This is a genomic window from Paenibacillus azoreducens, assembly GCF_021654775.1.
In the GTDB taxonomy this organism is placed as follows: Bacteria; Bacillota; Bacilli; order Paenibacillales; family Paenibacillaceae; genus Paenibacillus_AQ; species Paenibacillus_AQ azoreducens.
Genome location: NZ_AP025343.1, coordinates 6,014,613 through 6,027,721, shown reverse-complemented (window position 1 = coordinate 6,027,721; position 13,109 = coordinate 6,014,613). Strand labels below are relative to the sequence as shown.

The window sequence follows — 13,109 nt, the reverse complement described above, 5'->3', positions numbered from 1 at the left end:
ATCATCATGAGTTCATCATTTTTGGAGCAGTATGTGAAACGAATTACAGGTCTTGACGGCGAGGCGGCGCAAGCGGCGAAGGCACATATCGGCAATTTAACGGTTCCGCCGGGCGCGCTCGGCAAACTGGAAGCGCTGGCCGTGCAGCTCGCGGGTATCACGGGCAAGATCAAACCTTCCTTTGAAAAACGCGAAGTCATTATTATGGCTGCCGACCATGGGGTATGCGCAGAAGGAGTCAGCGCTTTTCCGCAGGAAGTCACGCCGCAGATGATCTATAACTTCTTGTCGGGCGGAGCAGCGGTAAACGTATTGGCCCGGCAGGCCGATGCGCAGGTGGTATGTGTAGATATCGGCGTAAACAGCGATATTTCCCATCCGGAGCTGATTTCCCGCAAAATCCGCTTTGGTACGGCCAATATGGCAAAGGGACCGGCTATGACGCGCGAAGAAGCCGAAATGTCCATCGAAACAGGTATACGACTGGTAGAAGAGGCCGTGCAGCGCGGAGTAAACATTTTTGTGACCGGAGAGATGGGAATCGGGAATACGACTCCTAGCGCGGCAGTCATGTGCGCGATGACCCACACGGAACCTCGGGTTGCGACAGGGCGCGGCACCGGGCTTGATGATGAGCGGCTGAAGCATAAAATCAGCGTCATTGAAAAGGCGCTGAAGCTGAATCGTCCGGATGTGTCTGATCCGATCGACGTGCTTGCGAAAGTCGGGGGACTTGAAATCGGCGGCCTGACCGGCGTTATCCTGGGTGCGGCAGCCAACCGTTGTCCGGTTGTCATCGACGGGTTTATTTCGAGCGCGGCGGCCTTGCTGGCGCGGGCTATTGCTCCGGAATCAGCCGAATTCATGGTAGCTTCCCATGCTTCTCATGAACAGGGACATCGCATGCTGCTGCAGGCGCTGGATCTGCGTCCGGGTCTCGATTTGGACATGCGGATCGGCGAAGGCACCGGCGGCGTTCTGGCATTGACACTGGTCGATGCGGCCTGCCGAATCGTCAGCGAAATGGCAACGTTCGAAAGCGCGGGCATTTCCGGCAGCGGGGAGCCTGCGCAGCCATGAGCATTCTGGTGACGGGGGGCGCAAGAAGCGGGAAAAGCTCCTTTGCCGAGCGGTGGATCATGGCGAACACGGATCAGGCGGTATACGTGGCGACAGCGCAGGCCTTTGATCAGGAAATGAAGGACCGGATTGCGCTGCATAAACATCAGCGGGATCATGCGGATTTCACCTGGCGGACGGTCGAGGAGCCGGTAGGCCTTTCGGAACTGCTCCGCTCTTTGCGTTCCGAAGCTGAAGCGCCTGCCGTACTGGTCGATTGTCTGACCTTGTGGCTCAGCAATGTCATCTTGGCAGCAGAAGAACAGGAAGATATGGAGCAAAGCATCCGGGCCGCGATCGACGAACTAGTGGCGGAAGTGAAAGAATATCCCGGTGCGCTTGTGCTTGTAACCAACGAGGTTGGAGACGGCATCGTGCCCGAATACCCGCTGGGCAGATTGTTCCGGGATTATGCGGGAATATTGAATCAGTCGGTGGCCCGCGTGTGCGGACAGGTGTTTCTCGTGACCGTGGGCATTCCGATTGAACTGAAGAGCAGGGAGTACCGGTTATGAATCGGAGAGTTCAGGCGCTGGCAGCGGCTTTTCAATTTCTCTCGCGGTTTCCCGTCCGCGCGCAGCTGGATTATACACCGGAGCTGTTTCGGCAGAGCACGCGCTTTTATTCGTTTGTCGGGGCGGCTATTGGCCTAACGGTTTGGTGCGCCGCCGCCGCTGCATCGTATTTGCTGCCGCCGCTGCCGGCAGCGGTGCTGGTGCTTGCGCTGTGGGTGGCTTTAACGGGCGGACTGCATCTGGACGGATGGATGGATACCGCCGACGGTCTGCTCAGCTATAGATCACGCGAGAAAATGCTGGAGATTATGAAGGACAGCCGCGTCGGCGCGATGGGTGTCATCGCCTGCGTGCTGTTGCTATTGCTTAAGGTTTCGCTCATTTATTCCTTGCTAAGCGGAGGCTGGCCGCCTTTGCTGATTTTGCTGCCGCCGGTCTGGGGCCGCTGGTTTATGGTTCATGCCATGGCGTCTTGGCCGATGGCGCGGGGCAAGGAAGGGCTGGCCGGAAAGAATTTCAACGGCATGGAGAAGCGCCATAGTCTTGCGGCGGTGCCTGGAGCTGCTGTCCTTACCGCAGCTGCGGCTGTTTTGTTCCCGCTGCTTGGAATCGGAAATTTTACGCTGCTGCAGGCCGGTTTGTCATGGCTGCTGCTTCCGGTTGCGGCCTGGGCGGTTGGAACCTGGGCGGCGCGGCGGATGACGGCCAAGCTGGGCGGTTTGACGGGCGATACTTATGGCGCGCTGAATGAGGGAATCGAAACGGTATTGCTGCTCGTACTTGTGATTATAGAGTATCGTCTGTAACGAAAGGGGCGACAGTCAACATGAGCAAACATGAAAACAAGGACGCCGGAAACGCGGCGGTGCTGATGCTGCAGGGAACGGCTTCGGATGTCGGAAAAAGCGTCGTTACCGCCGCGCTGTGCCGGATATTCATGCAGGATGGTTACCGGACGGCTCCTTTTAAATCGCAAAACATGGCGCTGAACTCCTATGTCACGGCAGACGGCAAGGAGATTGGAAGAGCTCAAGGCATGCAGGCGGAAGCCTGCGGGATTGAAGCGACGACGGATATGAATCCGATCCTGATCAAACCTACGCATGATATGCATGCGCAGATCGTCGTTCATGGGCGCCCTTTGGCGAATATGAGCGCTGCGTCGTACCGCCGAGATTACCTGCCGACCGCAAAAGCGACGGTCATGGAAGCGCTCGGCCGCTTGCGCTCTGCATATGACATCGTCGTGATGGAAGGAGCGGGCAGCCCCGCCGAGATTAATCTGAAGGACCGGGACATCGTCAACATGAATTTGGCCGGCTGGGCGGATGCGCCCGTGATTTTGGTGGCGGATATTGACCGCGGCGGCGTCTTTGCTTTTCTGGTGGGTACTTTGGAACTGCTGGAGCCGCACGAACGTAAGCGGGTGAAGGGATTTATCATCAATAAGTTTCGCGGCGATTTGTCGCTGCTGCAGCCGGGCTTGGACTGGCTTGAGGAGCGGACGGGCATTCCCGTATTGGGCGTGCTGCCGTATATCGAGGATATCCGTTTGGAAGCGGAGGACTCCGTTGTTTTGGAAAACTTGCCTCAAAAGCAGCAGCGAGATGATGCTTCAGACATTGATATTGCCGTCATTCGCAGTCCGCGCATTTCCAATTTCACGGATGTAGATCCGCTGCGGGAGGAGCCCGGGGTTAACGTGCGGTTCGTCAGCAAATCGGCCGAATTGGGAAAACCGGATGTGATAATTTTGCCGGGAACCAAAAATACGCTTGGGGATTTGGCTTATATCCGCAGCGAAGGCTTCGAGACGGCGATTGCGGAGGCCATGCATGCTAGCGGAGCTCAGCTGGTCGGCATTTGCGGCGGCTACCAGATGCTTGGCCAAAAGCTTTCCGATCCTCACGGTTTGGAAAATCCGCATGCGCAGGAGATGGAAGGTCTAGGCTACCTGCCGCTTGCAACGATTTTTGCCGAGGAGAAACGAACGGTTCGCGTCCGCGGCCAGCTTCTTAGGGATTGCCCGATCCTGCCTGGGGGTTGGGATAACAGCAATCCTGTCCCGGTGGAGGGGTACGAAATACATATGGGAAGCACTACCTTGCTTGACGAGCCGAAGGCGGCGGCCTGCCCGCTGTTTGAGGTTGCGGAAGCCGGCGCAGAGCTAAAGACCGAAGGCTGCGGCTTAACGGATGGCCATGTCTGGGGGACGTATCTGCACGGGATTTTCCATAACGATGAATTCCGAGGGCAATGGCTGAACGGAATCCGGGAAGCGAAAGGTCTTGAGCGGGCAGAGGCTGCCTTTTCGGTCAAGGAACTGAAGGAAAGAGAGTTCGACCGGGTAGCTGAAACGGTCCGGCAGCATCTGCGGATGGATGTAGTTTACAAGCTGATGGGCATCGGTTAAACGGTTATATTTTCATAGAGATAAGGCGAAACTTGACATGGAAGTCATCCAAATGGGATGGCTTTCTTTGTTTTAAGGGCTTAAGCCAGTTGAGTGAGTGAAACGCACGAAACAAAAAAGACCAAACCACCCGTTGGACGAGTGATCATGATTATGATCCGAAGGTTGCGCTGGCTGACAAAAGGGTGGTTTGAGCAGAGTGCAGTTGAAGGATGCAGACTGTAGGATGCTGGTTTTAGGATGCGGATTGTAGGATACAGACTGTGCGATGCTGGTTTAAGGGTGCGGATTGGAAGTATGCAGTCCCTGCGAACGGGAATTGCAGTACCGGACATAGCGCTAACGAAACTGGGAAACGCTATTGTCGCAAAAACGGGGACAAATAAAATGTAACGAAACTCAGGAGCGTTATTCGGGCGGAAAAGTGCTTCAACAGCGCCTAATTTAGTCGATAGCGATACCTGGTTTCGTTAGAAAATGGAGAAGCCTTATTTTGCTTAAATAGCGATACCTAGTTTCGTTATATAAGTTGAACTAAAGAAAAGCATAAGGAATAGGCAAGAGGGTTCAACATTCTAATGGAGAACCATTTTAGAATATTGAACCTAGGAGAAAGATTTACGGAGAAGCTAAAAGCTTTTTGAAAAAAAGCTGCTTCGGAAGCATATGCTTTGTGATCGGATTTCAACCATGAATTTAGTATAAATCAAAGAAATCTGGGAGCGGGCAGCGATCGAAAGAACATTTCACCCGGCTGCCTACATCCGTGCAAATCATTGGTTCAACTTATATAGCATATTTAAGTTTTGTTAACTCAATGGGAGTTCAGGCTTAAGGACATTTATGGGTCACAAGTTAATAGATCATTGATTGTTGATGCAGATGGGGAGTTACGGATGGGAGATGCTGTTTGGCAGCGTGACTAAAAAATGTGGTTGAAGGATGCAGGCAGGGTACTGGTTTAAGGGTGCGGATTGGAAGTATGCAGTCCCTGCGAACGGGAATTGCAGTAAATGCAGCTGCAGGGTACTGGTTTGAGGATGCACATCATGATACAAATGGGGCACAAAATCAATATTATCATTCCCAAAATATCCAAAAAATAAATCCTATCCAAATACTATGAATTATGCTAATATAAGAAAACACTACGATGTACTGACTGGCCAACATAAGCTTGACCATACTTCATGACCGCATTGGATGGGACTTATTTTTTATTTGCCGGGGGTGTAAGTGGGCAGCTGCGCAGTTTGTACATTCGGCCAAATCCTCATGGATCATCAAAAGGCTATGCAGACATTCGGGAAACGGGCGACACGCGGATGGCTGCAGGCAGGCCTTAAACAATAAATAAAGGGGTGCAAAAGAAGATGGATACACTATGGGTAATTGTCAATGTGATCGTCATGCTGGCTCTGATCGGCCTGCTGCTGTGGATGCAGAAGAAGCATGTATCGTTCACGAAACGCGTGTTTACCGGCTTGGGACTCGGCATTGTATTCGGCGTTATTTTGCAGTTGATTTTCGGTGTTGACTCCAATGTTATTGCCAAGTCCACGGACTGGTTCAACCTGGCGGGTTACGGGTACGTAGGCCTGCTGCAGATGGTGGTTATTCCGCTGATCATGGTCTCGATTATTTCGGCGATCATGAACCTGAAAGGCAGACAAAACCTTGGGAAAATGAGCGGTTCGATTATCGGGGTGCTGCTGATTACCGTAGCCATCGCTGCGGCTGTCAGTATTGCAACCAGCCTCAGTTTTGACCTGAAAGCTATTGACATCAAAGCAGGCGACCGGGAAATGCAGCAGGGGCAAAAGCTGGAGCAAAAACTCGGGGATGTGCAGGATAAAACCATTCCGCAGCAAATCCTGGAATTCGTGCCGACCAATCCGTTTGCCGATATGACGGGCGCGCGCCGTTCCTCCACGCTGGCGGTCGTTATTTTCTCCGCATTTATCGGCGTGGCCGTGCTGGGCATTGACCGCAAAAAGCCGGAGCAAGCCGCAACCTTCCGGAAAATGGTTGAGGCCGTATACGCTGTCGTGTTGAGGATTGTTACTCTCGTATTGAGGCTGACGCCATACGGCATTCTCGCCTTGATTACGAAAACGGTAGCGACAACCAATGTCGACGAGATTTTGAAGCTGATCAAATTCGTGGGTGCATCGTACGTCGCTCTGATTGTGATGTTCATCATTCACCTGATTATTGTGGCTCTGTTCGGATTTAATCCGGTTCAATATTTGCGGAAGGTACTCCCGACGCTGACCTTTGCTTTCACTTCCCGTTCAAGTGCGGCTACGATTCCGCTGAATGTGGAGACGCAAACGAAGAAGCTGGGCGTATCCGAAGGAATTGCCAACTTGTCCGCAACCTTTGGGGCAACGATCGGACAAAACGGCTGCGCCGGTATTTATCCGGCCATGCTTGCCTGCATGATCGCGCCTACGGTAGGGATCGACCCGCTTAGCTGGAGCTTTATCGTGAAGCTGATCCTGATTGTTGTCATCAGTTCCTTTGGCGTGGCCGGCGTCGGCGGCGGGGCGACTTTCGCTTCCCTGATCGTGCTGTCCACGATGAACTTGCCGGTAGCTTTGGCCGGTCTCCTGATCTCGGTTGAACCGCTGATCGATATGGGCCGGACGGCGCTGAACGTAAACGACTCGATGGTTGCCGGGCTTGTGTCCAGCAAAATTTTGAAGGAAAACGACCATGACGTTTTTAAAAATGACATAGAGTTGGATAACGCGGTTCAAGTATAAATAGGAAAAGGGTGTACAGCGTTTTATATCGATGAAGTTTCGAGCCTCGGCGGATGCCGGGGCTTTTTTTAGCAGTATAGAATTTATAAGTTTTTTTGGGGGTCCCCGCAAAGTATTTGGAATAAGCATCGAAGCATAGGCTCCACTTTGTGGGGTTATTTTAGAGCAAAGAAAGTATAAGTTTTCAGCGGAAGCTGAAGACTCTCTACTCGCAAGAAAAGCTTTATCTTAAGCAGCATCAATCATCGTGGAAAGGGCTTCGAATAGAAGCTTTTCTTTTCGATTCTCCTTGCAATAACTAGGAATATATACCGCCGAGCAAAAAAACGTAGCCACGGGCCGCAGATTTATGTTACATTAGAACATGTTTTTGAGCGGCGAAACCTCTCAAAAACCGCGGTTCGCAACCATCCCGCGTAATCAAAACTAGGAGGCAGCATCATATGTTTAATTTGTTATGGGGTATCTTTTTCGTACTCGTCAATTTTTCACTTTATTTGCTTTGTTACCGTTTGTTCGGCAAAAAAGGCTTGTATGCCTGGATCGGGGTAGCAACCGTGATTGCCAACATTCAAGTGACCAAAACCATCGAGATGTTCGGCATCGCCATGACGCTTGGCAATACGATGTATGTCAGCTTGTATATGACAAGCGATCTGCTGAATGAGAAATACGGCAGACAAGAAGCGAAAAAAGCGGTTTGGTTCGGTTTCTTCACCCTTATTATGACAACCGTGCTGATGCAGATGGCTTTGTATTTCACGCCGCTCGGCGGCAAAGAGGATGAAATGCAGAAGGCTTTGCAGAGTATTTTCGGCCTGATGCCGCGGCTTGCGCTGGGGAGTTTGACGGCTTATTTTGTGAGCCAGTTCCTGGACGTACGGCTGTATTCATGGATCCGTAAATTTTACGGCAAACGCCATCAGTTTTGGATCCGCAACAACGGCAGTACGATGATCAGCTCGTTTGTGGATACGCTCGTTTTTTGTGTGATCGCGTTTGCGGGCAGAGAAGGTTTTACCTGGACGATTTGGCTGGAAGTGTTCCTGACGACGTATCTGATCAAATTCGTGCTGACCGCCGTGGGGACGCCGTTTTTGTACATTGCGCGCGACTTCAAGTTTGCGGAAGAGGATTGACGTCTCAATTTATTAGCTAAATATTGAAATTAGTTACTGACATCTCACGAGTTGACCGCTACGGTTACGGATCGTTCTTCCGATCGCTGTTGTCTCCAAATTTCTTTTATCTTATCTTCATGAAGGTATAAATTCGGAGACAAAGGCGACCGCTATCGCTTCTTCAGATCGATTCCGTCCCCTCCGCTACTTTCGTTTTATAAAGTACTATTTATGAGATTGAGCCAATTAATTTTGACTATATGGTTAAATAAAAACCGGAAGCAGTATCCCATACGGAGATAGGGCATCCGGTTTTTTGTATATACATCAAAATGCTGTATTCTACCGCTGCTTACACTTCGAGCGTAATCAACTCTTTAGGGTAGGAGGTCAGTACCTCAACGCCGTTGTCCGTGACGAAAATATCGTCTTCGATCCGTACGCCGCCAAGTCCGGCCACATAAACACCAGGCTCAACGGTAAAAATCATGCCAGACTGCACCAGATCGCTGTTGTTGCCATGCACAGAAGGGTATTCATGTACGTCGATGCCGAGACCATGTCCCAGGCGATGCAGGAAATATGGGCCGTAGCCGGCTTTTTCGATCGCATTGCGAGCCGCTTGGTCGACCGAAGCAAGGGTAACACCTGGCTTGATCGCCTGAATGCCCTGCAGGTTCGCTTCCAATACCGCGTTGTAGATCGATTTTAACTCAGAGGAGATCTCTCCCACAGCAAAGGTGCGGGTAATATCGGATGCATAACCATTTGCATAAACGCCCATGTCAAACATCAGCAGGTCTCCATGCTGGATTTTGCGGTCTCCCGGCGCTCCGTGCGGCAGCGCGGTTTTCGGTCCAGACAGCACCATCGTATCAAAAGAAGGGCCTTCCGCACCGAGTTTTTTCATCAGATATTCTAGCTCGGCGACGATTTCGATTTCGGTAACGCCTGCTTTTACGCTTTTGAGTCCTTGACGCAGCACTTCTTCGATCAGATGGATCGCATGCTGCATGCGTTTGACTTCTTCCGGCGATTTATTGACTCGCATGCTGCGCAGCAGCGGGCCGATATCGCTGTACTGTTTGGCGGAAACGACGGCGGTCAGTTCTTCATAACGCGCCACGGTGAGCTGTTCCTTTTCGATGCCCAGGGTGCCGATGCTGCCTTTAAACTGCTGCTTGAGCACTTGGTAAGGATTGTCCGTATCACTGTGGGTGACGATATTTTGCACGCTGGATGCGGCATGGGCGGCTTCGGCGTCCAGCGCAGGCGTGATCAGGACCGGTTCCTCTCCGCGTTCAAGCAGAAGACCCAGAAACCGTTCATGCGGATCGCTTGCAAATCCGGTCAAGTAATACACATGTTTGGGATCGGTAACCAGCAGGCCGTCGAGGCCTTTTTCAATCATGGACAACATTAATTGGTCAATACGTTGGCTCATAGTCTACCTTCCTTTCCAGACTAAAGGTTCTCGTTCTATTTACAGCTCTTCTATTATAACACCGATGTTCCTTTGGCTTGAACGGTTTTCTAGAGAGCCGGGAAAGCACTTTGGCTAGTCTTGCATCATCTTAAGCCAGCAGCAGCCTCATGAGGCTAACCCCCGTATTTTTCGTTTCATTTTCTTGTTTTCGTTTGCATTATTTCAAGGTTTGTCCAATCGCGTCCGTACCGGCATGATATATGATCTGTCCGCCAAAGTGACCAGTATAATAAATGAGTACAAGCCCGGCTAAGGAAATGACCGGCAGCAGCGGCATAATCCAGCGAATCGCTTTCGCAAAATGCCCTTTTATCCACGGCAACCCAATCAGTACTTTCAAAGCAAGCAAAACTCCGAAGACCAGAAGTGCATAAAAAGCGATATCTTCATGCTTATGAATCATGGATTCCGTTGCGCCAAATACGTTCTTCGCATAATGTTCACCGCCATCACCGGTTAAATAGGCAAAAATTCCGCTGATGAATCCCAGTACCAGAAGGCCGCTTGCCGGCAAATTGAACAGACGCGGGCGCCAAAGAGCAAGGATTTGGAATATTGCCGCAAGGGATAAGAGTGCAATCGGAAAATGTACAATCAAAGGATGTAGAGGTGCGTTCATTTTTATATTTCCTCCTTATATTAAATGTTTTCGCTATCGAGTACATCATAATTCCGTTAGATGAAAATTTGCTGAAAAAACAGGTCAGAAAGGAAATTATCCTCACAGGATAGCACAATGGACATTCTTCCTATAAAATAGAAGAAATTCAATGGCGGATAACCGTAGGAGGAGTGCAACATCATGAAACTGGACAACTATACGATTGAAGACGCGAAGCCGGAGGATCTGCCTGCGATTGTTGCCATTTACAACTCGACTGTCGCCGGAAGACAAGTGACTGCGGATCTGGAACCGATAACGGTCGAAAGCCGCAAACAATGGTTCGGGGAGCATAACAGCCATCACCGCCCGCTGTGGGTTATGAGGTCCAAGGGTGAAATCGTGGCCTGGTTGAGCTTTCAATCTTTTTATGGTCGGGCAGCCTACAATGCGACGGCTGAGATCAGCATTTATGTGTCGGAAGCCTGCCGCGGGCAGGGGGTAGGAGGCATTTTGCTGGAAAAAGCTTTTGCGGCATGTCCGCGCCTTGGCCTCAAACGGCTGGTCGGTTTTATATTCGGTCATAATGATCCAAGTCTGAAATTACTGCGTAAGTATGGTTTTGAGGAATGGGGCTTCCTGCCGGGAGTAGCTGAGCTGGATGGAATCGAACGCGATCTGGTGATTGTCGGCAAAAAGGTGGAAGTGTAAGATTTTTAAAAAAGGAATAAAGAAAAAGCAACTCCAATGCATCTGCAGCAGGTAGATTCGGGGCTGCTTTTTTGTGCGATTTTTTAAAAAAAGGAGCTTTTCCTTGCAAAATCACGTTATTTCAGCCAAATCGCCGAATTAGGGGGGAATTAAACAAAAAATAAGTTTACATGCGTGTCCAGGCACTGGCATACTATATGCAAGCGGATAATTTCTGCTCTATTTATCGCAAGAAATAAAAATAGTATACATAAGGAGGAACATGATGATGAGGCGTTTTAAATTGGGTTTGGCCGCTGTGCTGTCCTTGCTCCTGGTGCTGCTCGCAGGCTGTCAAGCCATTGGCGGCGTGGATGTCAGCAAAGCGGTCTTGGGCACGCTAGATGTCAAATCTTCGATGTCCAAACAAACGTTATCCCTGCAGCTGGTCCCTGCAGATGGTAAGCTAAAGGAAGAGGACCGGAAGGCCATTGAAATTTTGAATTCTTTATCCGTAACGATTGATCAGGCTATTTTACAGGATTCAAAGCATATGTCCATGGAAGGGGCCGTACAGTTTAGCGGCAAAAAGCTTCCTTTCCACGTGGCAATTGATCCGAAGACGATGAAGCTGTTTGTGGAAGGGATGACGCAGCCTGCGTCCGTTCCGCTTGACATGCAAGAACTGGATATGGCTTTTGCCGGTACGAAAATGACGGATGAAACGATTATGGAATCGTACAAGGATATTTTCGGATTCCTGCTGAAACACGCGCCGAATCCTTCCTCCATTTCCGTAACGCCTGTAACGGATACTGTGAACGGGGAATCGCTGTCTCTGCAAAAACTGCATATCGACATTCGCGGCGATGAGCTGGCGGACCTGGCCAAAGGCTTCCTGACAAGCTTGTCGAAGGATCAGGAGGGCATGAAGGAGTTAATCGGCCGCCTGTACGATACGTATTATCCGATTTTTGCCGCTTATGCCGGAACTTCTGAGGATGGAAAAAATGCATTATCCAAAGCAGATAAGGAAAAACAGATCAATGAAGCAGTGAAAGAACTGACAAGCATGCTGAATGAGCTGCTGCCTGACTATGACAAAAACGTCAAAGAGCTGCTTGCGGACTCGCCTGAGCTCAAAGACATTTTGAGCAAAAACACCGTGCTTTCCCTCGATTTGATGCTTGACAGCAAGCTGAAGATCCGCAAGCAAATCATGGATCTGACCGTGCAGCTTCCGGCAACCGAGGACTTGCCGATCAAGCAGGTGAAGGTGCGTTCCGAAACGGAAATGTGGAAAATCAACGAGCCGGTAACCGTTCATGACGTAGATAGCTCTAAGGGAGTTTGGGACGTTACTCCTGGCGAAGGCTCTCCGGGTGCTATGCTGCGCCATGTGGATCGTCAGTCCGAGCTGTACCGCTTGCTTAAAGATGATTTGAAGATTACGCATAAATCGTTCACGCTCTACTCCGATGAAGACCCGTCCATCTTGTATGATGCGGGTTATGAGCCGGTCATTGTCAAAGGCACGCTTATGGTACCGGTCAAATACGTGGCCGATCAACTTGATGCGGACCTGAAATGGGATAAAGCCACTAAGCAAATGACGTTGACCGACGACCTGACCGGCTCCAAAATCGTCCTGAAAATGGGCTCGAAGGAAGCTTCCATCGATGGCGTGGCCCAAACGCTTAGCCAACCGGTGCAAAGCTTCGAAGGATATGCCTACGTGCCGATGAAATTCATCACCAAAGCCCTTGGCGCAGAAGGATATTGGGACGCGAAGGAATTAGTTTTGACGATTGAAAGAAATTAATGAGATAACCATAATTCAAGAAAACAAAAGCTTCCGAAAGAATCGGAGACGGTTGAGAGACCGTCTCTTTTTTTTGCACTCCAGGAGCGCGGTTTTCAGCGGTAACATCTAACATTGTGAGGAATACTTGAATAGAGCGCAATCTGTAGAGGCGTATCAACATTTGTCAGGAAGAACATGATGATCGAAATACCAGGGTGGTCTATTTCTTTTTCATGTAGGTGAGCAATGCCAAAATGAACATAGCGTGAACATTAAGGAAAGTGCATCTTTAACCTCCATGGGCATCACCTCCCTTCTGGGAGATTTGCCGACCACCCTTATATAAAATTCTGGAATAATAATGATGAATTAGCATACCAGGGTCATTTTTAACAGATTGTATAGATGAATTAATTACAAGAGATTGCAACAATAGCTGAAGGTGCATCTGAAGTCGTGTTAACAGTACAGACTGAACCTGGTGAGTATAGAATTTCAAATCATTCAACAGATGAATGGAAATAGTCATTTAAATTATTAATAATTTAAGACATTTGAAGGCAGCCGACTTTTTCTTCAGCTGCTTTTTCTT

The 13,109-nt window shown here is 50.0% G+C and carries 10 protein-coding genes; 8 read left to right on the top strand and 2 right to left on the bottom strand.

The features are described from left to right. Positions 1 to 6: 6 nt before the first annotated feature. The 6 genes from cobT to L6442_RS26795 all read left to right on the top strand — a co-directional run bounded on the left by cobT (position 7) and on the right by L6442_RS26795 (position 7,954). On the top strand, positions 7 to 1,080 hold the full coding sequence (gene cobT, locus L6442_RS26820; RefSeq protein ID WP_212978967.1) for a nicotinate-nucleotide--dimethylbenzimidazole phosphoribosyltransferase: 1,074 nt from the start codon (positions 7 to 9) through the stop codon (positions 1,078 to 1,080). Further along, positions 1,077 to 1,634: a bifunctional adenosylcobinamide kinase/adenosylcobinamide-phosphate guanylyltransferase gene (cobU, locus tag L6442_RS26815; protein ID WP_212978968.1), complete on the top strand. Its 558-nt coding sequence runs from the start codon at positions 1,077 to 1,079 to the stop codon at positions 1,632 to 1,634. Before cobT ends, cobU begins: the two co-directional genes overlap by 4 nt. Further along, complete coding sequence (gene cobS, locus L6442_RS26810; protein WP_194234354.1) at positions 1,631 to 2,440, top strand: adenosylcobinamide-GDP ribazoletransferase; 810 nt, start codon at positions 1,631 to 1,633, stop codon at positions 2,438 to 2,440. Before cobU ends, cobS begins: the two co-directional genes overlap by 4 nt. Positions 2,441 to 2,460: 20 nt before the next feature. After that, on the top strand, positions 2,461 to 4,047 hold the full coding sequence (locus tag L6442_RS26805) for a cobyric acid synthase (protein WP_237100100.1): 1,587 nt from the start codon (positions 2,461 to 2,463) through the stop codon (positions 4,045 to 4,047). A gap of 1,373 nt (positions 4,048 to 5,420) precedes the next feature. Continuing rightward, the gene (locus L6442_RS26800) at positions 5,421 to 6,815 is read left to right on the top strand and encodes an L-cystine transporter (RefSeq protein WP_194234355.1); all 1,395 of its coding nucleotides are present in this window, start codon (positions 5,421 to 5,423) and stop codon (positions 6,813 to 6,815) included. Between the two features lie 443 nt (positions 6,816 to 7,258). Then, the gene (locus L6442_RS26795; protein ID WP_212978969.1) at positions 7,259 to 7,954 is read left to right on the top strand and encodes a queuosine precursor transporter; all 696 of its coding nucleotides are present in this window, start codon (positions 7,259 to 7,261) and stop codon (positions 7,952 to 7,954) included. A gap of 334 nt (positions 7,955 to 8,288) precedes the next feature. Here L6442_RS26795 and L6442_RS26790 read toward each other — a convergent pair whose 3' ends face one another. Both L6442_RS26790 and L6442_RS26785 read right to left on the bottom strand, forming a co-directional pair. Then, on the bottom strand, positions 8,289 to 9,380 hold the full coding sequence (locus L6442_RS26790) for a M24 family metallopeptidase (RefSeq protein WP_212978970.1): 1,092 nt from the start codon (positions 9,378 to 9,380) through the stop codon (positions 8,289 to 8,291). 199 nt (positions 9,381 to 9,579) lie between these two features. Beyond that, positions 9,580 to 10,041 (bottom strand): DUF2231 domain-containing protein, encoded by a 462-nt coding sequence (locus tag L6442_RS26785; RefSeq protein WP_212978971.1) that lies wholly within the window; start codon positions 10,039 to 10,041, stop codon positions 9,580 to 9,582. Positions 10,042 to 10,224: 183 nt separating this feature from the next. On the opposite strand from L6442_RS26785, the gene L6442_RS26780 reads away from it, so the two are divergent. Together L6442_RS26780 and L6442_RS26775 are read left to right on the top strand one after the other, a co-directional pair. Then, entirely contained in the window at positions 10,225 to 10,734 is a 510-nt protein-coding gene (locus tag L6442_RS26780; RefSeq protein ID WP_212978972.1) for a GNAT family N-acetyltransferase, read from the top strand. Between the two features lie 262 nt (positions 10,735 to 10,996). Continuing rightward, a complete protein-coding gene (locus L6442_RS26775) occupies positions 10,997 to 12,535 on the top strand; it encodes a copper amine oxidase N-terminal domain-containing protein (protein ID WP_237100099.1) in 1,539 nt (512 codons plus the stop codon). The last annotated feature ends 574 nt before the right edge of the window (positions 12,536 to 13,109 follow it).

Coding starts and splice junctions, on each gene's coding strand:
- L6442_RS26775 (WP_237100099.1), top strand. CDS start 10,997: ATGATGATGAGGCGTTTTAAATTGGGTTTGGCCGCTGTGCTGTCCTTG.
- L6442_RS26795 (WP_212978969.1), top strand. CDS start 7,259: ATGTTTAATTTGTTATGGGGTATCTTTTTCGTACTCGTCAATTTTTCA.
- cobU (WP_212978968.1), top strand. CDS start 1,077: ATGAGCATTCTGGTGACGGGGGGCGCAAGAAGCGGGAAAAGCTCCTTT.
- L6442_RS26790 (WP_212978970.1), bottom strand. CDS start 9,380: ATGAGCCAACGTATTGACCAATTAATGTTGTCCATGATTGAAAAAGGC.
- L6442_RS26785 (WP_212978971.1), bottom strand. CDS start 10,041: ATGAACGCACCTCTACATCCTTTGATTGTACATTTTCCGATTGCACTC.
- L6442_RS26780 (WP_212978972.1), top strand. CDS start 10,225: ATGAAACTGGACAACTATACGATTGAAGACGCGAAGCCGGAGGATCTG.
- cobT (WP_212978967.1), top strand. CDS start 7: ATGAGTTCATCATTTTTGGAGCAGTATGTGAAACGAATTACAGGTCTT.
- L6442_RS26800 (WP_194234355.1), top strand. CDS start 5,421: ATGGATACACTATGGGTAATTGTCAATGTGATCGTCATGCTGGCTCTG.
- cobS (WP_194234354.1), top strand. CDS start 1,631: ATGAATCGGAGAGTTCAGGCGCTGGCAGCGGCTTTTCAATTTCTCTCG.
- L6442_RS26805 (WP_237100100.1), top strand. CDS start 2,461: ATGAGCAAACATGAAAACAAGGACGCCGGAAACGCGGCGGTGCTGATG.